Here is a 19,961-nt window from a genome sequence, read left to right on the forward strand (position 1 = left end):
ATATGAAAAAAAAATTATTAGGTGCTATCTTAGCAATAACTGCTCTAATTATCTTTTTAGGAGATACAATCTTATTTCCTAAAGGAATTATTTTCCTAATAATAAGTACCATAGTTTTAGGATATATTATTATTAAAAATATTATAGATTTTGATTCCTTTGGAACTATTTTTCCATTAGCATTATTATTCTATATATATAATAAAAATTTTTATTTTCTTGATATTTCAGCAGGAAAAATATTTATATCCGCTTTACTTCTTAGTATAGGTGCTTCTCTACTTTTACCAAAAAAACTAAAATATAAAGAATTTAAAAAATATAAAAAAGAATATTCAGATATGAAATCTTCTAATATTATTTTTGGAAATAATTCTTTTTATATTAATATTAACGATACAAACTATTTTGCATCAACATCCACATTTAGTACAACAAATATCTATTTTGAAAAGTTAAACACTTACTATAGTAAAGAGTTTACTCTAGATATTTCAGCTACTTTTTCAACCGTTAAATTATTTATTCCAAAAGAATGGAATATCAATAATAATATTAATTCTACAATATCTGAAATCACTTACCCTCTAAATTTACAAAAAGAATCCGAAATCTCACTAAATTTAATAGGTAGTGCTACTTTTGCTGAAGTAGAAATCTTATATATATAAAGAATAATACCCCTTTTCCCGGACAAACCGGTAAAAGGGGTACATATCACTTTTCTATGCCTTGTATTTATAATATAATCTATTTCATTAATTATTATACAACAAAACAATACTATAAAATTAATTTTTTCTTTATTATTTTTTATTTATTTCATTATTATTTTTTTGTTGTTCTCTTTTTTCTACTATTTTTGACAAATAAATTGAACCTACTGTTAATAAAATAACAAGAAGTGATGCTATCAAAAATTCTTTACTAAACACATTAGTACTTGTTGCTCCAAAGTTTAGAAAAACTATTGTTCCCGGTATAATTCCTAGAACACTTGCTATCATATATTTTGATACTGAAATATTAGTTAACCCATAACCGTAATTTATCATATTGTATGGTACCAGTGGTATTAGTCTAAGAATTACTAAGCTCATCATTAATTTATCATCACTTACATTAAAAATTCTATCATGTTGTTTTGGTGACATTTTTTTCTTTAAATAATTTCTAACCCATTCTCGTCCAAAACGACGTGAAATTATAAACATTAAATAGCAATTCATCGAAGCTCCGACAAAAGTTAATAAACTTCCCTCTACAAAACCGAAAGCAAGTCCTCCGGCTACCGCTAATATCGGTACCGGAAAGAAAAATACCGGCAAAATTGTAAACATCAATACATAGATTATTGGTGCAGCAACACCGAAACTTTGAATAAATTCTGTCATTACTTTCCTCCTAACTAAAATACCTTGATATTTTTTCCAAAAATTCTATACTAACATATGCGGATATTTTTTTAAATGTAAACTCATCCATTAGCATTTTATCTTTTTCACTATACTGTCTAAACGCCATACTGCACCACGTTACACCACGTAAACAATTAAAAATGAGATAACGTTCAAAACGTTCTTCATTATATGAACGATACTTACTATACTCGGACAAAAACAAATCAATTTCATTTTTTGTTAATATTTTATCTGTTTTCCAAAATGTTGTCGTGGGAGCTAAAAAATGAGCTAAATCTTGTTCACATTCCCCAATTAACGCTTTCTCCCAATCAATAACATAACTATTTTCTTTAGTATCACCAATTAAAAAATTACCCGAGTTAAGTTCTGTATTAATGATACACGGTTTGTCTATAATGTAATTTTTAGGGATAAGTTTTTTACACTTATCTAAAAATAAATGAATATAACTACCAACAACACTATCTGTATATTCCCAATTAAGATACTCCTCTGCCATCGCACTACATTCATCATACATTAACTGAAACGGATTAGCAGCATGAATTAAATTATTTTCTCCAAATGCTGTATTATGAATTGAACTAAGTAAATACGCTGCTATATTCATATCTTTATCATAATCTAATACTCTTCCGTTTAAAAATTCCATCGTCAAGTATTTGTACGGTAATAATTTTGTTTTAGTTACCAAGTCATATACTTTAGGTGTAACCTTACTTTTTTCTAATAATTTTAAAGTTTCGTATTCATATTCAATTTGATTGGTTAAATTCATCTGACTTTTCATATTAATACGCAATACCTTTTTATCTTTATTATTATCTGTAAATGTAAAATTGATATTATACTCTCCGGCACCTAGCAAAACAATATCTTTAAATCCAGTTTCCGCTGATAATAAATCCTCTCTAGTATCAATGTCTAGGGCTGTTTCTCCTAAAAAATAACTAATTTTATTTTTATTACAAACTCTTATCAGATTTTCCAGCACACTAGCATCACCATAACTAGGTAATGCAAAAACTTCTTTTATCGGTTTTTTCATTCCTATTAAAAAATATCCACCATCTTCACTTGGATTAATGACAACATCATATTCATTTAATTTTTTAAAAGCAAGCTCTATCATGTTATTATTAAGATTAAAAATATCCGATCCCATCAACAATACTTTGTCAGCATTTACTAACTCATTATTAATCGCATTGTACATCTTATCACCAAGTGTTTCTCCATTTTGATAATAAAAATCTTTGATTGATAACAAATCTTCCATATTATTGTCGTCATCTTTATTTCCATCATGATAAATTTTTATTTTTCTACCGCTACTTTTTAGAGTATTATAATTTTTTATTAATAGTTTTTTTTGAACCTCAACCGCTTGTTTTGGTGTTATAAAATCATAAAGTCTTGTTTTCGTAGTCCCTTCTTTAGGAACACGTGTAAATAATATAATTGTTTCTTTCATCTTTATAGAAAAAGGGAAGACGTCGTCTTCCCTGCCTTTCATCTTACTAATATTGTAGTGACTGTGTCCTTCATGTTTTTGTTCTGAATTATTATGATTTGAATGGTTGTGATTTTCGTGACCTTCTTTGTTACCTTCCTTACAACAATCAGCCATTTCAAATTTATAATCATATTCCTTTGTTCCATCTAAGGCATTAAAAATATTTTTATACCCTAGATCTATCAATTTTTGGGCAATAACAGAAGAACGATTTCCACTATAGCAATATGTATAAATTGGAGTTTCTTTATTTTCCGGTAAAATATCTTGAAGATTATCTAATTTCTTAGAGTCTACATTTTTAGCACCGTCAACATGTTTTTCGTCAAAATCTTTCTTATCTCTGGCATCAAGAAATACTGCATCTTCTTTAGCTAAAATTTTATCTTGGAATTTTGCTCCTGTTAAACTGGTGTATTTAACTAAATCATAATTAAAATCTTTAATGTTCTGTGCATTTGAAACATCTTTAAAACCTTGTTTGACAAGTTTTTCAGCTGCTTCTTTTGTTTTTTTAGTATCATCACTATAAACAACAACAGATTTTTCTCTCCATGTTCTTAATTCCTCTATGCTTTTGTCGATTTCTTCTACAGGTATATTAATTGCATGTTTTACATGACCTTCTTTATAGCTTTTAGCATCTCTTACGTCAATAACAAGATATTTTTCTTTTTCTTTATCATCTTTCTCAATTTTGTTAAGATCCTCACCTTTTATCTCTTTTACCGATGTAGTCCCGTTGTTATCCGTTCCTTTACTTGTAGATGAACACCCCGTCAACGTTAATGATAATAATGTTGCTATTGATATAGCTAATAATTTGCTATTCTTCATTAAATAATTATTCCTTCCTTTTTTACTAATTATTAAAATTTATATTCATGTTCTTTAACGCCGTCAAAAGCATTGAACACATTTTTATAACCCAATTCTGTTAATTTTTTAGCTACAACTGATGAACGATTTCCACTATAACAATATGTATAAATCGGTGCTTCTTTATCTTTCGGTAATTTTGCTTCTAAGTCATCTAATTTTTTAGAATCTACATTAATAGCACCTTCAATATGTTTTTTATCATAATCTTTGCTATCTCTTGCATCTATAAATTGACCTTTTTTCTCATCAATAGCTTTTTGGAAATCATCCGCTAATAAAGTAGTAAATTTACTGATTTCGTAATCTTTGTAATCTTTAACGCCTTGAGCATTAGTTACATCCTTAAATCCTGCTTTGACAAGTTTTTCAGCTGCTTCTTTGCTTTTTTTACCTGTATTACATACAGTTACTACTTTTTTATCTTTCCAAGCACTCAAACGATCTACATTTTTTTCAATATCCCCTACCGGAATATTAATAGCATGTTTCACGTGCCCTTCATTATATTCTTTAGCATCTCTTACATCGATAACAAGGTATTTTTCTTTTTCTTTGTCATCTTTTTCAATTTTATTCAATTCTTCCCCCTTCATATCTTTTACAGTCGCATTCCCATCTGTTGAACTTTGATTTGATGAAGATTTACTACATCCTGCTAATGTAAATGATAATAAAGTTGCCATTGATATAGCTAATAATTTATGTTTTTTCATTGTAAATTTCCTCCCCCTTTAATATTTTGATTACTTAGTAATCACTAAGGTTTATTTACAATTAGTATTATAACAGATTTATATTTTCAATACAATCACTTTAACTAAAAAAATAATAATTTTTAAACTATATATTTTAAAATTTATAAAATAAAACTTCTTTTAAATTATAAAAACCCTTTAAAATATTTTATTATTAAATATTTTTGAAATCTTATTTCTTATTAATATAAAATAAATATTTTTATGTATATTTTATATTTATAAATATAATTTTTAATTATTTTATTTTGTTTTTCCTTCTTATATCTTTTTTAATAAGTTATCTAATACAATTTTTACATCATCTGCTTTGTAACCGTCATAATTTAAGTTTTTACCCTCATCATCAAAATGCCATCTTCTATCTATAAGACACGTCCTACACCCTAATTTTTTTGCGGGTTTTATATCATAAAAAATAGAATCACCAATCATTAAAGTTTCTTCCGGCAAAAAATCATTTTCTTCCAATATATTAATAAATGCTTCCGGTTTCGGTTTACTAATATGCGTTTCTTCTGAAATATATAACTTAAATAAGTTTTCCAAACCCAGTTTTTTTATTTTTTGTCGTTGTTCAAGTGCTTTACCGTTAGTTAATATTACCAAATTATATTGTCTTTTCAAATCTTTTATTTTATCTATTAACTCTATATCCGGTACAATTAAATCATTAATAAATTCAAACTGCTTTTCGTAATACACCTTACAATCATCATTCGTTAAAGAAATTTCAAATTTTTCAAAAGTGGTTATTAATCTTTCAAAACGCAATTCTTTAAATCTTAATTCCCCGCTACGAATTTTCTTAATCAATTCATTGTTTACTTCTTTATACTTTAGAAAAAAATCTTCATAATTTATAAAATTATTATAACCAAAATAATTAAACGTTCTCTCATTTGATTCTTTCCATATTGAACTAAAATGATAAAGTGTATTATCCAAATCAAATATAATATTTTTTATATCACCAAACACAACCTCTTCCACCTAACTTTTATATTTAATAATGTATTTTACAACTATAAAAAACAAAAACCAAGTATTTTGCTTTGCATCTTATTCAAACCTATTTAAAATTTTTCTTCCAATATATTGAATTATTACATTTATATAGTAAATAAACACTATTTTATTAAAATATATAGTTAATAATTATAAATTTTCCATCTATATATTAATACAATTTATAATACTAATGTTATTAATATGCTGTTTCAGTAATTAAATTAGGAGATTTATTAATATATATATAGTATACTATAAAAACATTAACAAAAAAAGTTATATATTTTATATCACTTTATACAGTTATATTGAAAATTTATGTTATAATTTAAGTAAGCGTTATTTTAACGTAAAATTTATTTTTATATTCAGGAGGACACATGATGAAATTAAAATCATCTAAAATAGTAACCTTTCTACTCACATTTATTATTTTAATATCACAGATATTTACCGGTTCGTTTGCATTTGCAAACAATGCAAATAACATAAACGATAAAGTACCATTTACTATTTTTCATACTAACGATATGCACGGTCGTTTAGCATACGAAGAATATAAAGGTACACCATCGTCTTACGGTTCAGCCCGTGAAAAAACATTAATCGATAATGAAAAACAAAATAATCCTGAAAGAACAGTTATCGCTCTTGATGCCGGCGATGCCTTTCAAGGTCTTCCGATTTCCAACCAATCAAAAGGTGAAGATATGGCAAAAGCTATGAATAAAATCGGTTATAAAGCAATGACAGCCGGTAATCATGAATTTGATTTCGGGCTTGATACTGTAGAAAAATACAAAAACAATACTAATAATGGCGGATGGCTTAACTTCCCTATTGTTTCTACAAATGTTTATAAAAATGGACAACGATTATTTAAACCGTCTACAATAATTACAGAAAAAGGTGTTAAAATCGGTATTGTTGGTGTTACTACTCCGGAAACAGCTACAAAAACCAATCCTGTAGGAATTAAAGGAGTAACATTCACTAAACCTATTCCGGAGATTATGCTAAAAACTTAATTCCTAATGCAGACGTTGAAAAAATTGTTAAAGCTGCTCAAGCTGAATTTGATAAAAAAGGAAGTGTAGTTGTTATTGATAAAGCACCCTATACATTAGAAGGGACAAGCGAAAATGTCAGAACAAAAGAAACTAATCTTGGAAACTTAATCGCAGACGCACTCTATAATGCTAAAGTATTTAAACATGAGTCCGATTTCGCCGTAACTAACGGTGGAGGAATTCGTACTACATTGAAAAAAGATTCTCCTATTACTGTGGGTGATATTATTAAGGCAATGCCTTTCGGTAACCAACTTACCCAAATTCAAGTAAAAGGTACTGATGTGAAAAAAATGTACGAACACTCTCTTCGTGCACTAATAAATACTGATAATGATGGTAAAGAGATACTGGACGCTCAAGGAAAACCGCAATTAGGTAGTAACGGCGGTTTCTTACAATCATCCAGCTCTGTTAAAGTTGGTTTTGATCCGCATAAAAAACCCGGTGAAAGAGTTTATTCTATTGAAATATTAAATAAACAAACAGGAAAATTCGAACCTCTTGATCTACAAAAAACTTACTACATGGCTACCAACGATTTTCTAGCCGTAGGTGGCGACGGCTATACTATGTTGGGAGGTGCACGTGAAGAAGGTGGTGCTACCATGGATTCTATCGTTGTTGAATATTTAAAACAATTAACAAACGAACAGTTTTTACAATATAAAGATCCGTTCCCATATTCTCGTATTATTCCGGGTGTTAAATCAACTGAACCTGTTAATCCAGGTAAAGATGATGATCTCAAAACTCCACCAACTAATGATCATAGCAAAGAAAACAAAAAATTTGGTTCAGGCAAACAACCTACTAAAGATAATGTAAGAAAATTACCAAATACAGGAATTGCTACAGATACGACTACCGTTGGCGTTGGATTATTATTAGCAACATCATTATTAATGACACGCAGAAAAAATGAGAAATAAAAACTAAAAACAAACGGCGAGTATAAGAACTGGTTGTATAATAAATACGGGGCATGGAAAAAAATCCATACCTCGTATTGTTTTTTAATATACAAAAAGACAAATATCCAATATAATTAAAGTGCAAAAAAAATAAACTATGAAAGGATATCTGTCATGAATAATTTTAACACAAAAACAAAAGAAATAAAAGAGGGAGAATTCATTAAAAACCTACTACAAATAAAAGATAAAAATATAACTATTGAGAAAACACATAACGAAACTATAAAAAATAATCAAAAGTACTTTGTATTCAAAGGTACCTTAACATATAAACCCAAGAAGTGTGAATGCTGTGGTTGTCTTAATAAAGGTTATACTGTAGTTAAAAACGGCTTTAATGAACTTACTAGAATTAATCTATTAAAAATATCAGGTATCCCTGCTTATTTGGAACTAAGAAAGCAACGTTTCAAGTGTAAAACTTGTAATAAAAAATTTGTAGCTACTACTTCTTTTGTAGATAAATACTGTAGTATTTCTAAAAATGTTAAGTTTTCTATAATGAGTGATTTAGCTGATACTTTATCTTTTAAACAAATAGCCAAAATGAATAATGTATCGGTTAATACTGTTATAAGAACTCTTTATAAATGTAAATCCCATGTAGACATTCTTAACTATAATACCTTACCTGAGTATTTATGCTTTGATGAGTTAAAGTTTACTAAAGATAGTAAAAATGGTATGAGTTTTATTTTTTTAGATGCTTTAACTCATGAGATTATTGATATAGTTGATGGTAGAACTGAGTATATTTTAAATAATTATTTTTCCAGATTTTCTAAAGAGGCTAGAAGTAATGTTAAGGCTATTTGTATTGATATTTATACTCCTTATATGAAGTTGATTAGAAATAAGTTTCCTAATGCTGAAATTGTTATAGATAGGTTTCATATTATTCAAAATGTTAATAGAGAACTTTATTCAAAATGTTAATAGAGAACTTAATAGAACTAGAGTTAAGCTAATGAATATTTACAAAAAACAAAAAGGTATTAATTATACTCTTTTAAAAAATAATTGGAAGTTAATATTAGAAGATGAAAGTAATGTTACTCATGGTAGGTTTTTCTTTAATAGGAGTTTTAGGAGTTTAGTTACTAGACGTGATATTTTAGATTATTTATTAGGATTAGATTGTATATTTAAGGCTAGCTATGAGAGAGTTCAGGATATTAGATATGCAATAAGGTATAGAAATGAGTTGGAGTTTAAAGAATTAATTGAAAAATCTACTATCGATTTATCTGATGGTGTTAGTAAGGCTATTAATACTATGAGAAAACATAAAGAGTATATGCTTAATAGTGTTAGGTATTCTATTTCTAATGGTTCTTTGGAGGGTATTAATAATAAGATAAAGGTTTTAAAGAGAGTTTCTTATGGTTATAATAGCTTTTATAACTTTAGATTACGCATTTTAGTTGTTTCTAGGTTATTTGTTTCTGAGTATAAAAATAATATTTCTTTTAAGGGCGTTTTGAAAAATGCCAAGCAACACTGCATTGCTTAGCATTTTATCCTTATTTTTTCTCATGCCCCGTATTTGACACAGAGCCTAAGAAGAACTCGTCGTTTGTTTTGTATTAAATTATATATTTATATACAAAATATTTTTTATTGCTAACTATATAGTGGTAAGGCAACCTTAAGAAATTCACCACTAAGAATGGCGATGAGCCTAATAGCAATGTTTGTAAAATAATATATAATTTTTTGACAAACATTTCCTCAAAAATATTTTCTTATTTATACCTATAATACTTATAAATTTAAGAGTTATTAATCAAATAAATCTTTTGCTTTTCTGCTTACTTTATCAAGGAAACTTTCATCTTCTTCTACTTTTTCACCATTCAGTTTTGCTAATTCCAAATATAATTCACGTTCTTTCGATGATAGATTTTTTGGAATTTTGATTGAAACTACAATATAGTGATCACCATGTCCATAACCCATTACATTTTTCACACCTTTACCGGATAGACGGAATTTACGTCCGTGTTGTGTTCCCGCCGGAACTGTCAATTCAATTTCACCGGTTAGAGTACGAACATCTATTTTAGTACCTAATGCTGCTTGGGCAGGTGATATTTCCAATTCTGTATAAATATCATCATCTTCTCTATGAAAATATGAATCTTCAGCTACTATTACTTCTATAAATAGGTCTCCGGCGGGGCCTCCATTCACACCGACACCACCTTTTCCTTGTAGTCTTACACGTTGTCCTGAACTAATTCCTTCCGGAATTTCCACTTCATACTCTACTTCACGATTATTGTATCCTTTTCCGAAACAATGTGAACATTTGTCTTTAATAACCTTACCACGTCCGCCACATTCTGAACATGTTCTTTGACTTTGTATGCGTCCAAACGGTGTATCTTGAATTACTGCTTCTTGTCCTGTTCCGTGGCATCTATGGCATTCAGTTACCGACGACGGATCTTTCGCACCGGTTCCATGGCAATGGTCACATTCTACGTCTTTACGTAATTTTATAGTTTTTTTAGTACCGAACACCGCATCAGTAAATGAAATGCGTATTCGATGTAACAAATCTTCTCCTTGACGTGGAGCATTCGGATTACGTCTGCCGCTACCGCCACCGAAGAAGCTTGAGAATATATCTCCTAAGTCATCAAATTCACCTGAAAATCCGGAGAATCCTCCTCCAAATCCTCCAAAACCGCCTTGACCTGCTCCGCCACCTTCAAACGCAGCATGACCAAATTGATCATATTGTGCTTTTTTAGTATCATCACTTAACACTTCATAGGCTTCTGTTATTTCTTTAAATTTATCCTCTGCCCCAGGTTCTTTATTAATATCCGGGTGATATTGTTTCGATAACTTGCGATACGCTTTTTTTATTTCAGCAGCACTTGCACCTTTACTTAGTCCAAGCACTTCATAATAATCTCTTTTCGCCATCTTTATCTCTCCTATAATAGTAACAGGAGCATTGAGCTTTACGCCCCTAGCTCCTGTTTGTTGTTATCTTAAATTATTTTTTTTCTGTAAAATCTGCATCAATTGTATCATCATCATTTTTTGAGTTTGTTGCTCCGGCATCTGTACCTTGTGCTCCTGCCGCAGCATTAGCTTGTTCATACAATTTCATTGTCATCTCCTGAACAGCTTTATTTAACTCATCTTTTGCAGATTTAATTTCTTCTAAGTTATTATTTTTAATTGCTTCTTTTAGCGTATCATTTTTAGTTTTAATATTATCTAATAAACTTTGATCAACTTTATCTTTTGCTTCTTCTAATGCTTTATCAGCTTGGAATGATAATTGATCTGCTTCATTTCTTACATCTGCTTCTTCTTTACGTTTAGCGTCAGCATCAGCGTTAGCTTCGGCTTCTTTAACCATTCTATCAATATCTTCATCAGTTAACGAACTGCTAGATTCAATAGTAATTTTTTGTTGTTTTTGAGTACCAAGATCTTTAGCAGTAACATTAACAATACCGTTTTTATCAATATCAAATGTAACTTCGATTTGAGGTACTCCACGCGGTGCAGGAGGTATATCTGAAAGTTGGAATCTTCCAAGAGTTTTGTTATCGGTCGCCATCGGACGCTCACCTTGAAGCACGTGAATATCTACCGCCGGTTGATTATCAGCTGCTGTTGAGAATACTTGAGATTTAGATGTCGGAATTGTAGTATTTCTTGGTATTAACACTGTCATCACTGATCCCATAGTTTCGATACCTAATGATAATGGTGTTACATCTAATAATACTACATCTTTAACATCTCCTGTAATTACTCCACCTTGAATAGCTGCACCCATTGCCACTACTTCGTCAGGGTTCACACCTTTATGAGGCTCTTTGCCCATTTCTTTTTTAACAGCATCTTGCACTGCCGGAATACGAGTAGAACCACCCACCAAGATCACTTGATCAATTTCACTTGGATTTAACTCAGCATCTTTAAGTGCTTGACGAGTTGGAACCAATGTTCTCTCTACTAAACTGTGAGTCAATTCATCGAATTTTGCTCTTGTTAATGTATTTTCTAAGTGAACCGGTCCACTAGCACCTGCCGAAATAAACGGTAGTGAAATTTGTGTTGAAGTTACACCTGATAAATCTTTTTTAGCTTTTTCAGCTGCATCTTTTAGACGTTGCATTGCCATTTTATCTTGTGAAAGGTCAATCCCCTGTTCTTTTTTAAATTCTGCTACTAAGTAATCAATAATTGCTTGGTCAAAGTCATCTCCACCTAGCAAATTATCTCCTGATGTAGCTAATACTTCAAATACACCATCACCTAATTCTAAAATAGAAACGTCAAATGTACCACCACCAAGGTCAAATACCAATACTTTTTGATCAACATCAGTTTTTTCTAAACCATAAGCCAAAGCCGCTGCCGTTGGCTCGTTGATAATACGTTCTACTTCTAACCCTGCAATTTTACCGGCATCTTTTGTTGCTTGTCGTTGAGCATCGTTAAAGTAAGCCGGTACTGTAATTACCGCTTTAGTTACTTTTTCTCCAAGATAACTTTCAGCTGTTGCTTTTAAGTTTTGTAGAATCATCGCTGAAATTTCTTGTGGAGAGTATTTTTTACCATTCACATCTTCTTTGTAATCTGTACCCATGTGACGTTTAATTGAGATTACTGTATTTGGATTAGTAATTGCTTGACGTTTTGCTACCTCACCGACTTGAATTTCATCACCTTTGAATGCTACAACAGACGGTGTTGTTCTGTTCCCTTCCGGATTGGGAATTACTTTTGCTTCTCCTCCCTCTAATACCGCTACACATGAGTTAGTTGTTCCTAAGTCGATACCTATAATTTTTGACATATTATTGTCCTCCTAATATTTTCTTTATTTTTCAATTTTTTGTGGTTTGGTATAATCATATAAAAATAATTTATATCACTATACTCCTTTTATTACATAATTTTACATCTTTATTTAGATGTTCAAAGTTTTAATAAAGCATTTTATGAATTAACTTTAACCATTGCCGGTCTTATTATTCTATCTTTTAATTTATAACCTTTTTGGAATGTATCCAATATCATTCCACTTTCTTTGTCGCTGTCTTCTCCCTGCATTACTGCATGATGAATATTCGGATCAAATTGAGCATTTTCAGTTTCCACTAATTCCACGCCTTCTGATTTCAGTGCTGCTTGCAACCCCTCATAAACCATCTCTACACCTTTTAATACGGTTTGAACTTCTTCATTATCGGTTTCCAACTGCAACGCACGCTCTAAATTATCTAAACTTGGTAAGATTTCTGTAATTATCTTTTGACTTTTATAAGTGTTTATCGTATCAATCTCTTGATTTTTGCGTTTTTTAAAGTTTTCAAATTCTGCATATAGTCTTAAATACTTATCTTCGGAATTTTTAACTTCTTCTTTCAATTGCTCCACTTCTTCTTGCAATAGTTCTTCAGCAGTTTTTTCTTCTGCTATTTCCTCTTCTACTTTTTCAGTAGCAACGACTTCTTCCGCTACTTCTTCTTGTAGAGTTTCTTTTTGTTCTTCAGTAGTCATCTCTACCTCCTATTTATTTTAAATTATTGTTAAGATTATCCCGCACACATGAAATAAGTGTCATAATCTTTGAATAGTCCATTCTCTTTGGTCCAAATACTGCAATAATTCCTTGACCTTTTGATGTATTATACTTGCTAGAAACTAATGATAAATCATCTATATTCTCCAGTGCGAGTTCTTTTCCTATTTTTATAGAAGTTAATTCCTCACTATTACTGTTATTATCCAGCAACTCGACTATTTTATCATCTTCTAAGAGCGATACTACTTCTTTTAATTTATCTACATTATCTATATCGGGTTGTTTAAGTAAATTGTACTTACCCCCTAATGCTATAGTTTTTTTAATTTTATTTTGCAATAATCTATTTAAAGCTACAACTATCATATTGTAATTATTCACCTTATCTTTTAAATATTGTTCAAGTTCTCCATGAATAATCACATGTGCCGTTGCCATATCTACGTCATAAAAATAACTTTGTAAGAGTTTATTCACTTCTGCTATGTCTTCTGCGGTAAAATCTGCATCTAATTTATAGTTTTGTTGGAATACTTCTCCTATACTTGTTATTAAAATAACAAGAATACTGCGACTGCTCAATAAAATAACTTCTATCTTATTAATACGCCTATCTGTTTTAGTCGGTGCTAAAATAACCGCCGTACAATCTGTTAAATCAGAAAGAATAATTGCATTTTTTTCAAGATAGTTATTTTCTGAAACATACTTATCATTATCAAGTTCTTTTAGTTTTTCATTTTCACTATTAGATAGTTCATATTCTTTTTTGATATAATCTACATAGTAACGATAACCTTTTTCTGATGGAACTCGTCCTGATGAAATATGCGTCTTTCTTATCAACCCTTCTTTTTCCAGCTTACTCATATCGTTTCGTATCGTTGCCGAACTAAAATCTATATTTTCCGCTAATTGCTTAGAGCCGATCGGTTGATTGGTTGTAATAAAATTTTCTACTATAGATTGAAGAATGAGTACCTGTCTTTCTATTAACATTTTTATCACCTATTCTTCAAATTGTATTTTAGCACTCTAATCACTTGACTGCTAATTACATAATACAATAATATCATTAAGGTCAAAAAAAGTCAATACCTTTTTTAAATTTTTTTGACTTTTTTTGACTTTAATGATAAATATAAATAATATATTGTAAAATACACAAAGAAATTAGACACAGCACACAATAATAATATTATCTTCTAATTCGTCTTGTTATTTTCTTTAATGAAATTCTTTTATTTTTTCTTATGCTCCGTATTTAATATAGAGCCAAAAAAATTGGTTGTATAATAAATACGGGGCATGAAAAAAAATCCATACCTCGTATTATTTTTTAATATACAAAAAGACAAATATCCAATATAATTAAAGTGCAAAAAAAATAAACTATGAAAGGATATCTGTCATGAATAATTTTAACACAAAAACAAAAGAAATAAAAGAGGGAGAATTCATTAAAAACCTACTACTGTACATTTGTAAATGATGTGAGACAAAAAAAGTAAAAAATAAATACCGGATATAATAGAATTACATAGAAGCTAGCTTCTATGTAAACCGTATGAAGCCCCCGACGTAAATTACATTATTTGATTAGATTTGCCAGCTTTAATTCCTTAGAGAACATTTCAGATTTCTAAAACTTATTTGTCAAGGATTTGAAAAAGGCGTAGCCCTTGTCCTTGACAAATAAGTTGTGAAATCTATTATCTAACAAGGAATTAAAGCCGGCATATTTTTATAGACTCTTTCCGTAACTCTTTTCTTTTTTCAACAGGAGAAAGCCAATTTAAAGTCTGCATAGGAAGACGGTTAGAGCGATATAGATACTTTTTCATCTGAGATATAAGATCATCATACGAAAAGAAAGATAAATGCCTGTAAAAACGTTCATTATCATTTCTATGACTACGTTCAACCTTACCGTTATGTCTAGGAGTTCTAGGTCTAATAAGTTGATGTTTAATGCCAAGATTATTACACAATACATCAAAAGGGTGTATTCGTTTAGTATCTTTAAAATGCGTAAATTCAAAACCATTATCAGTTTGAATTATCTTAGGTTTATACCCAAAATAATCAATAGCCATTTTAACAAATTGAACAGTAGAATATGATGATTGTTCTTTAAAAGGGAAAATAAATCTTTCCCTAGTAGCTTCATCAATAATAGTATATTGATAAAATTTATCAGGAATTTCTCCTACATAACAACGTTTAGGAACATATTTCACATCAAGTTGCCATTTTTTACCAATTTCAGTAGGTGTATTATAGGGTTTAGGTTTATAAGGAATTACTTTTTTCTTAGTATCTTTATAAAAACCTAATTTTCTAAGCACTCTAAATAAAGAACAAGGATGTNGGGATAATTCATTAAAAACCTACTACAAATAAAAGATAAAAATATAACTATTGAGAAAACACATAACGAAACTATAAAAAATAATCAAAAGTACTTTGTATTCAAAGGTACCTTAACATATAAACCCAAGAAGTGTGAATGCTGTGGTTGTCTTAATAAAGGTTATACTGTAGTTAAAAACGGCTTTAATGAACTTACTAGAATTAATCTATTAAAAATATCAGGTATCCCTGCTTATTTGGAACTAAGAAAGCAACGTTTCAAGTGTAAAACTTGTAATAAAAAATTTGTAGCTACTACTTCTTTTGTAGATAAATACTGTAGTATTTCTAAAAATGTTAAGTTTTCTATAATGAGTGATTTAGCTGATACTTTATCTTTTAAACAAATAGCCAAAATGAATAATGTATCGGTTAATACTGTTATAAGAACTCTTTATAAATGTAAATCCCATGTAGACATTCTTAACTATAATACCTTACCTGAGTATTTATGCTTTGATGAGTTAAAGTTTACTAAAGATAGTAAAAATGGTATGAGTTTTATTTTTTTAGATGCTTTAACTCATGAGATTATTGATATAGTTGATGGTAGAACTGAGTATATTTTAAATAATTATTTTTCCAGATTTTCTAAAGAGGCTAGAAGTAATGTTAAGGCTATTTGTATTGATATTTATACTCCTTATATGAAGTTGATTAGAAATAAGTTTCCTAATGCTGAAATTGTTATAGATAGGTTTCATATTATTCAAAATGTTAATAGAGAACTTTATTCAAAATGTTAATAGAGAACTTAATAGAACTAGAGTTAAGCTAATGAATATTTACAAAAAACAAAAAGGTATTAATTATACTCTTTTAAAAAATAATTGGAAGTTAATATTAGAAGATGAAAGTAATGTTACTCATGGTAGGTTTTTCTTTAATAGGAGTTTTAGGAGTTTAGTTACTAGACGTGATATTTTAGATTATTTATTAGGATTAGATTGTATATTTAAGGCTAGCTATGAGAGAGTTCAGGATATTAGATATGCGATAAGGTATAGAAATGAGTTGGAGTTTAAAGAATTAATTGAAAAATCTACTATCGGTTTATCTGATGGTGTTAGTAAGGCTATTAATACTATGAGAAAACATAAAGAGTATATGCTTAATAGTGTTAGGTATTCTATCTCTAATGGTTCTTTGGAGGGTATTAATAATAAGATAAAGGTTTTAAAGAGAGTTTCTTATGGTTATAATAGCTTTTATAACTTTAGATTACGCATTTTAGTTGTTTCTAGGTTATTTGTTTCTGAGTATAAAAATAATATTTCTTTTAAGGGCGTTTTGAAAAATGCCAAGCAACACTGTATTGCTTAGCATTTTATCCTTATTTTTTCTCATGCCCCGTATTTGACACAGAGCCAAAAAATTAATAGTAAAAATGAGTTTTTTCTCATATTACTATTTTATCTTTATTTTTTCTATTATACTCCTATATTCCGTATTTAACTATACAGTTAACTCAAACAAAATGATTTTTCAGGGGGCATGGGATTTCGTTTTAGAATACTCAAAATTTACAGTTAACTCAAACCAACAGTATCTTAGTTATGACAAAGAAAAAGTTTTAGAATACTCAAAATTTACAGTTAACTCAAACAGACGAGTTGCTGCCGCTGCTTCTGACGGTGTTTTAGAATACTCAAAATTTACAGTTAACTCAAACACCATTTATGGTACTCTTCAAGCAGACCTGTTTTAGAATACTCAAAATTTACAGTTAACTCAAACATTTTGAAGAAGTTATATTCATGGAAAATAGTTTTAGAATACTCAAAATTTACAGTTAACTCAAACGAACTTATCGTGAAATGCGTGAGAAGTCAGGTTTTAGAATACTCAAAATTTACAGTTAACTCAAACTTTTGATAAACTAACCAATCTATTCTTTTAGTTTTAGAATACTCAAAATTTACAGTTAACTCAAACGAGCCACTCATATTATCCCAAGGTTGCCCTGTTTTAGAATACTCAAAATTTACAGTTAACTCAAACCCTTTCCACTGATATTTAATTACAATCGCTGTTTTAGAATACTCAAAATTTACAGTTAACTCAAACAACAGATCATAGTATTAAAATTTTATATATGTTTTAGAATACTCAAAATTTACAGTTAACTCAAACAGTGGTTTCTTTTCTAGTTTTAATCAAAGTGTTTTAGAATACTCAAAATTTACAGTTAACTCAAACACAGAATTAAATGTAAAAGAGTACTTATAGTTTTAGAATACTCAAAATTTACAGTTAACTCAAACGATTCTTTTGAAAGTTTCTCTAATTCAGTTGTTTTAGAATACTCAAAATTTACAGTTAACTCAAACCTCAAATTGAAGTTTGGTATATATATATAATTTTGAATATCTTCTTAAAAAAATCGCTCACAATGAGCGACCTATCGGCAATTTAAATAAATTTTTATTTGAACTCTTTTGTAAATTTCGAGTATACCTATATTGTACAACCGCTTCCATAAAAAATCAAGTTATATTTCACAATTTTCTTCATCGAATATATATACTTTTTCCGTATAATCGACTGTTGATAAATTTTTATATTGTTGATTTTCTATATTAATAATTTTTATTTTGTTTATACACAGTTCTTTATATAACTGTTTAATTTCATTTTCTGTATAGTATATATGTAATCCCACAATAAAGATGACCTTTATACCACATAATTCAACTAATACTTTTAAATATTTTATCAATTTTTCTAGATCGTTATTACTTATTAAATTTATCTTAAAATCTGCCAGTTTTAACATCCCCATTATATCTAATTCATCTCTATATTCTAATTCCAATGAAGAGCTATGAATAAGATTTTCATAATAATTTAGCAGGTTAGTTTGAATGGTATTTAGTTCTATATAGTTCTCTACTGCATATTTCATTAATTCTGTATATATTTTAGTCAGTATTTTTTTATTATTAATATCTAAATTAAATAAATCTGTAATTAGATAACTATACTTAGCTAGTGATATCTCTTTTAATCCATCTGAAAATATAAATAAACCCTCATCACCTTGATGTTGTAATTTTAATGAACGAACACATTCACGAAAATATTGTTTATTTTCCAATATTATAGTATTAATTATATTTTCTTTTAATTCAATACTTCTTTGCCATTCTCTATTAACAATCTTCATAATTCAATAAACCTCTCATCTGAATCTACATATTCGTTTTGCGACTCTCCTACCAAAAATTCCATTTTAGAAAATTGTTTTTCTGTTACAGTAAGAATTTGTACTATTCCCTCATCAGGGCAATATTTTCTAATGCTTTTAATTACTAGGTCGGTACTATTTTGATTCATTGATAATTTTACATAGACCGATTCTTGCATCATAATAAAACCGGTTTTTATTAGGTTTTTTCTAAATTTTCTATAATTTTTTCTTTGTTCCGATGTCTCAGTAGGCAGGTCAAACATTACTAGTATTCTCATAAACCTATAACTCATATTTATACATTTTTATATACTCTAAATCACTATCATTTAATGCATTGAATAAGCTTTGACAATATATTTTTATTGCATTGGCTACCGTTTGGTTTTTATTTTCTATACAAATAGTTCGATTGAGTATATTAACTAACCTGTTTTTATGTTCTTTTGTAAATTCTGTTTCTGTATATGAATAAACTTCTTCATCTATTAATATTCTGAAAGGTTCCATAAAATCACTTGCCAGATTAAATTTATTAAATATATTTCTGTGACAAATACCTAATTGAGTACAATATCCACTAGCCGCAATTTCTCTATTAAAAGCTGATAAAATTATTGCATATCCATAATCCAAACAAGAATTAACAAAGCACTCTTTATTACGACTAAAATCCATACCATACAATGCATTAAAATATACCTTGGCTGCATGACCTTCTCTGTTACTTTCATCGTTGTAACCCAACTCTGATAAATACAGTTCAAGAAGTTTATGCTCATTTTTTCCTAATTTTTTCAAAAATTGCATTTGATTGTATATTTTCTCATACACTATTCGTGTCCAAACATGTGCTTTAATCTTATTTGACCATTCCATCTGTTTACGATATTTTAAACTTGTATCATGGCTACCATATAGTGAAATTAACTCTGAGCTTGGATTACGTTTTTCATCACAAAAAAGTACCTTTACTTTGTTTTTATTTAATTCATTAAGTAGTACCGCTGTGATACTCACAGCAGTACTTTCTATAATAAGCATATATATTTCATTTAAACAAATTTTTTTAGTTTCATTTTCCTTGCGTACGGTCATAAAATTTAAACTATAATCTAATTTAGCCCTATCTCTAATTACTATTGTTCTCCAACTCAT

The 19,961-nt window shown here is 28.9% G+C and carries 16 protein-coding genes, 2 pseudogenes and 1 CRISPR repeat array; of the genes and pseudogenes, 6 read left to right on the top strand and 12 right to left on the bottom strand.

Going from position 1 to position 19,961, the window contains the following annotated elements:
• Positions 1 to 2 precede the first annotated feature (2 nt).
• Entirely contained in the window at positions 3 to 671 is a 669-nt protein-coding gene (locus tag BQ7358_RS02950; protein WP_062174204.1) for a hypothetical protein, read from the top strand.
• Between the two features lie 135 nt (positions 672 to 806).
• Here the strand turns inward: BQ7358_RS02950 and BQ7358_RS02955 are convergent, their stop codons facing one another.
• The 4 genes from BQ7358_RS02955 to BQ7358_RS02980 form a co-directional block, all read right to left on the bottom strand.
• A complete protein-coding gene (locus BQ7358_RS02955) occupies positions 807 to 1,394 on the bottom strand; it encodes a TVP38/TMEM64 family protein (protein WP_062174206.1) in 588 nt (195 codons plus the stop codon).
• A gap of 10 nt (positions 1,395 to 1,404) precedes the next feature.
• The gene (locus tag BQ7358_RS09230; protein ID WP_327058532.1) at positions 1,405 to 3,777 is read right to left on the bottom strand and encodes a TIGR04282 family arsenosugar biosynthesis glycosyltransferase; all 2,373 of its coding nucleotides are present in this window, start codon (positions 3,775 to 3,777) and stop codon (positions 1,405 to 1,407) included.
• Between the two features lie 32 nt (positions 3,778 to 3,809).
• Entirely contained in the window at positions 3,810 to 4,535 is a 726-nt protein-coding gene (locus BQ7358_RS02975; RefSeq protein ID WP_062174212.1) for a rhodanese-like domain-containing protein, read from the bottom strand.
• Positions 4,536 to 4,838: 303 nt separating this feature from the next.
• Complete coding sequence (locus BQ7358_RS02980; protein ID WP_062174214.1) at positions 4,839 to 5,558, bottom strand: HAD family hydrolase; 720 nt, start codon at positions 5,556 to 5,558, stop codon at positions 4,839 to 4,841.
• 413 nt (positions 5,559 to 5,971) lie between these two features.
• Here BQ7358_RS02980 and BQ7358_RS02985 point away from each other — a divergent pair, with 413 nt between their 5' ends.
• From BQ7358_RS02985 to BQ7358_RS09140, 4 genes are all read left to right on the top strand, one after another.
• Entirely contained in the window at positions 5,972 to 6,616 is a 645-nt protein-coding gene (locus BQ7358_RS02985; RefSeq protein ID WP_062174215.1) for a metallophosphoesterase, read from the top strand.
• Positions 6,617 to 6,690: 74 nt separating this feature from the next.
• Positions 6,691 to 7,590 carry a 5'-nucleotidase C-terminal domain-containing protein gene (locus tag BQ7358_RS02990; RefSeq protein WP_268762344.1) on the top strand — a complete coding sequence of 300 codons (900 nt, stop codon included), beginning with the start codon at positions 6,691 to 6,693 and terminating at the stop codon, positions 7,588 to 7,590.
• Between the two features lie 156 nt (positions 7,591 to 7,746).
• Entirely contained in the window at positions 7,747 to 8,571 is an 825-nt protein-coding gene (locus BQ7358_RS09135; protein ID WP_062172723.1) for an ISL3 family transposase, read from the top strand.
• Positions 8,540 to 9,148, top strand: coding sequence for a transposase (locus tag BQ7358_RS09140; protein WP_234971554.1), 609 nt, complete (start codon positions 8,540 to 8,542; stop codon positions 9,146 to 9,148). The genes BQ7358_RS09135 and BQ7358_RS09140 overlap by 32 nt, the downstream gene beginning before the upstream one ends.
• A 269-nt stretch (positions 9,149 to 9,417) precedes the next feature.
• On the opposite strand, the gene dnaJ is transcribed toward BQ7358_RS09140, so the two are convergent.
• The 5 genes and pseudogenes from dnaJ to BQ7358_RS03020 form a co-directional block, all read right to left on the bottom strand.
• Entirely contained in the window at positions 9,418 to 10,572 is a 1,155-nt protein-coding gene (gene dnaJ, locus BQ7358_RS03000) for a molecular chaperone DnaJ (RefSeq protein ID WP_062174221.1), read from the bottom strand.
• Positions 10,573 to 10,645: 73 nt separating this feature from the next.
• A complete protein-coding gene (gene dnaK / locus BQ7358_RS03005) occupies positions 10,646 to 12,469 on the bottom strand; it encodes a molecular chaperone DnaK (RefSeq protein WP_072520205.1) in 1,824 nt (607 codons plus the stop codon).
• 143 nt (positions 12,470 to 12,612) lie between these two features.
• Positions 12,613 to 13,176 carry a nucleotide exchange factor GrpE gene (gene grpE, locus BQ7358_RS03010; protein ID WP_062174226.1) on the bottom strand — a complete coding sequence of 188 codons (564 nt, stop codon included), beginning with the start codon at positions 13,174 to 13,176 and terminating at the stop codon, positions 12,613 to 12,615.
• Positions 13,177 to 13,189: 13 nt separating this feature from the next.
• Positions 13,190 to 14,200 (bottom strand): heat-inducible transcriptional repressor HrcA, encoded by a 1,011-nt coding sequence (gene hrcA, locus BQ7358_RS03015; protein WP_231723773.1) that lies wholly within the window; start codon positions 14,198 to 14,200, stop codon positions 13,190 to 13,192.
• A gap of 728 nt (positions 14,201 to 14,928) precedes the next feature.
• Positions 14,929 to 15,570 (bottom strand): annotated as a pseudogene (locus BQ7358_RS03020) (DDE-type integrase/transposase/recombinase); the annotation flags it as partial.
• A gap of 12 nt (positions 15,571 to 15,582) precedes the next feature.
• Here BQ7358_RS03020 and BQ7358_RS09275 point away from each other — a divergent pair.
• Positions 15,583 to 16,936 (top strand): annotated as a pseudogene (locus BQ7358_RS09275) (ISL3 family transposase).
• Positions 16,937 to 17,117: 181 nt separating this feature from the next.
• Positions 17,118 to 17,943: a CRISPR direct-repeat array (repeat unit 36 nt; unit sequence GTTTTAGAATACTCAAAATTTACAGTTAACTCAAAC).
• A 161-nt stretch (positions 17,944 to 18,104) separates the two neighbouring features.
• Here the strand turns inward: BQ7358_RS09275 and csn2 are convergent.
• Genes csn2 through cas1 form a run of 3 tightly spaced genes read right to left on the bottom strand, consistent with a single transcriptional unit; the run spans position 18,105 to position 19,961 of the window.
• Entirely contained in the window at positions 18,105 to 18,779 is a 675-nt protein-coding gene (gene csn2, locus BQ7358_RS03030; protein WP_062174228.1) for a type II-A CRISPR-associated protein Csn2, read from the bottom strand.
• Positions 18,776 to 19,081, bottom strand: coding sequence for a CRISPR-associated endonuclease Cas2 (gene cas2 / locus BQ7358_RS03035; RefSeq protein WP_062174230.1), 306 nt, complete (start codon positions 19,079 to 19,081; stop codon positions 18,776 to 18,778). The genes csn2 and cas2 overlap by 4 nt, the downstream gene beginning before the upstream one ends.
• A gap of 4 nt (positions 19,082 to 19,085) precedes the next feature.
• Positions 19,086 to 19,961: a type II CRISPR-associated endonuclease Cas1 gene (cas1, locus tag BQ7358_RS03040; RefSeq protein WP_072520206.1), complete on the bottom strand. Its 876-nt coding sequence runs from the start codon at positions 19,959 to 19,961 to the stop codon at positions 19,086 to 19,088.

It is taken from the genome of Gemella massiliensis (assembly GCF_900120125.1).
GTDB lineage: Bacteria > Bacillota > Bacilli > Staphylococcales > Gemellaceae > Gemella > Gemella massiliensis.

Excerpts from the sequence above, each read along its gene's own strand:
- BQ7358_RS02950 (WP_062174204.1), top strand. The coding sequence starts at position 3 with ATGAAAAAAAAATTATTAGGTGCTATCTTAGCAATAACTGCTCTAATT.
- BQ7358_RS02955 (WP_062174206.1), bottom strand. The coding sequence starts at position 1,394 with ATGACAGAATTTATTCAAAGTTTCGGTGTTGCTGCACCAATAATCTAT.
- BQ7358_RS02985 (WP_062174215.1), top strand. The coding sequence starts at position 5,972 with ATGAAATTAAAATCATCTAAAATAGTAACCTTTCTACTCACATTTATT.
- BQ7358_RS09230 (WP_327058532.1), bottom strand. The coding sequence starts at position 3,777 with ATGAAGAATAGCAAATTATTAGCTATATCAATAGCAACATTATTATCA.
- hrcA (WP_231723773.1), bottom strand. The coding sequence starts at position 14,200 with ATGTTAATAGAAAGACAGGTACTCATTCTTCAATCTATAGTAGAAAAT.
- dnaJ (WP_062174221.1), bottom strand. The coding sequence starts at position 10,572 with ATGGCGAAAAGAGATTATTATGAAGTGCTTGGACTAAGTAAAGGTGCA.
- BQ7358_RS09140 (WP_234971554.1), top strand. The coding sequence starts at position 8,540 with ATGTTAATAGAGAACTTTATTCAAAATGTTAATAGAGAACTTAATAGA.
- grpE (WP_062174226.1), bottom strand. The coding sequence starts at position 13,176 with ATGACTACTGAAGAACAAAAAGAAACTCTACAAGAAGAAGTAGCGGAA.
- cas1 (WP_072520206.1), bottom strand. The coding sequence starts at position 19,961 with ATGAGTTGGAGAACAATAGTAATTAGAGATAGGGCTAAATTAGATTAT.
- cas2 (WP_062174230.1), bottom strand. The coding sequence starts at position 19,081 with ATGAGAATACTAGTAATGTTTGACCTGCCTACTGAGACATCGGAACAA.
- dnaK (WP_072520205.1), bottom strand. The coding sequence starts at position 12,469 with ATGTCAAAAATTATAGGTATCGACTTAGGAACAACTAACTCATGTGTA.
- BQ7358_RS09135 (WP_062172723.1), top strand. The coding sequence starts at position 7,747 with ATGAATAATTTTAACACAAAAACAAAAGAAATAAAAGAGGGAGAATTC.
- BQ7358_RS02975 (WP_062174212.1), bottom strand. The coding sequence starts at position 4,535 with ATGAAAAAACATAAATTATTAGCTATATCAATGGCAACTTTATTATCA.
- csn2 (WP_062174228.1), bottom strand. The coding sequence starts at position 18,779 with ATGAAGATTGTTAATAGAGAATGGCAAAGAAGTATTGAATTAAAAGAA.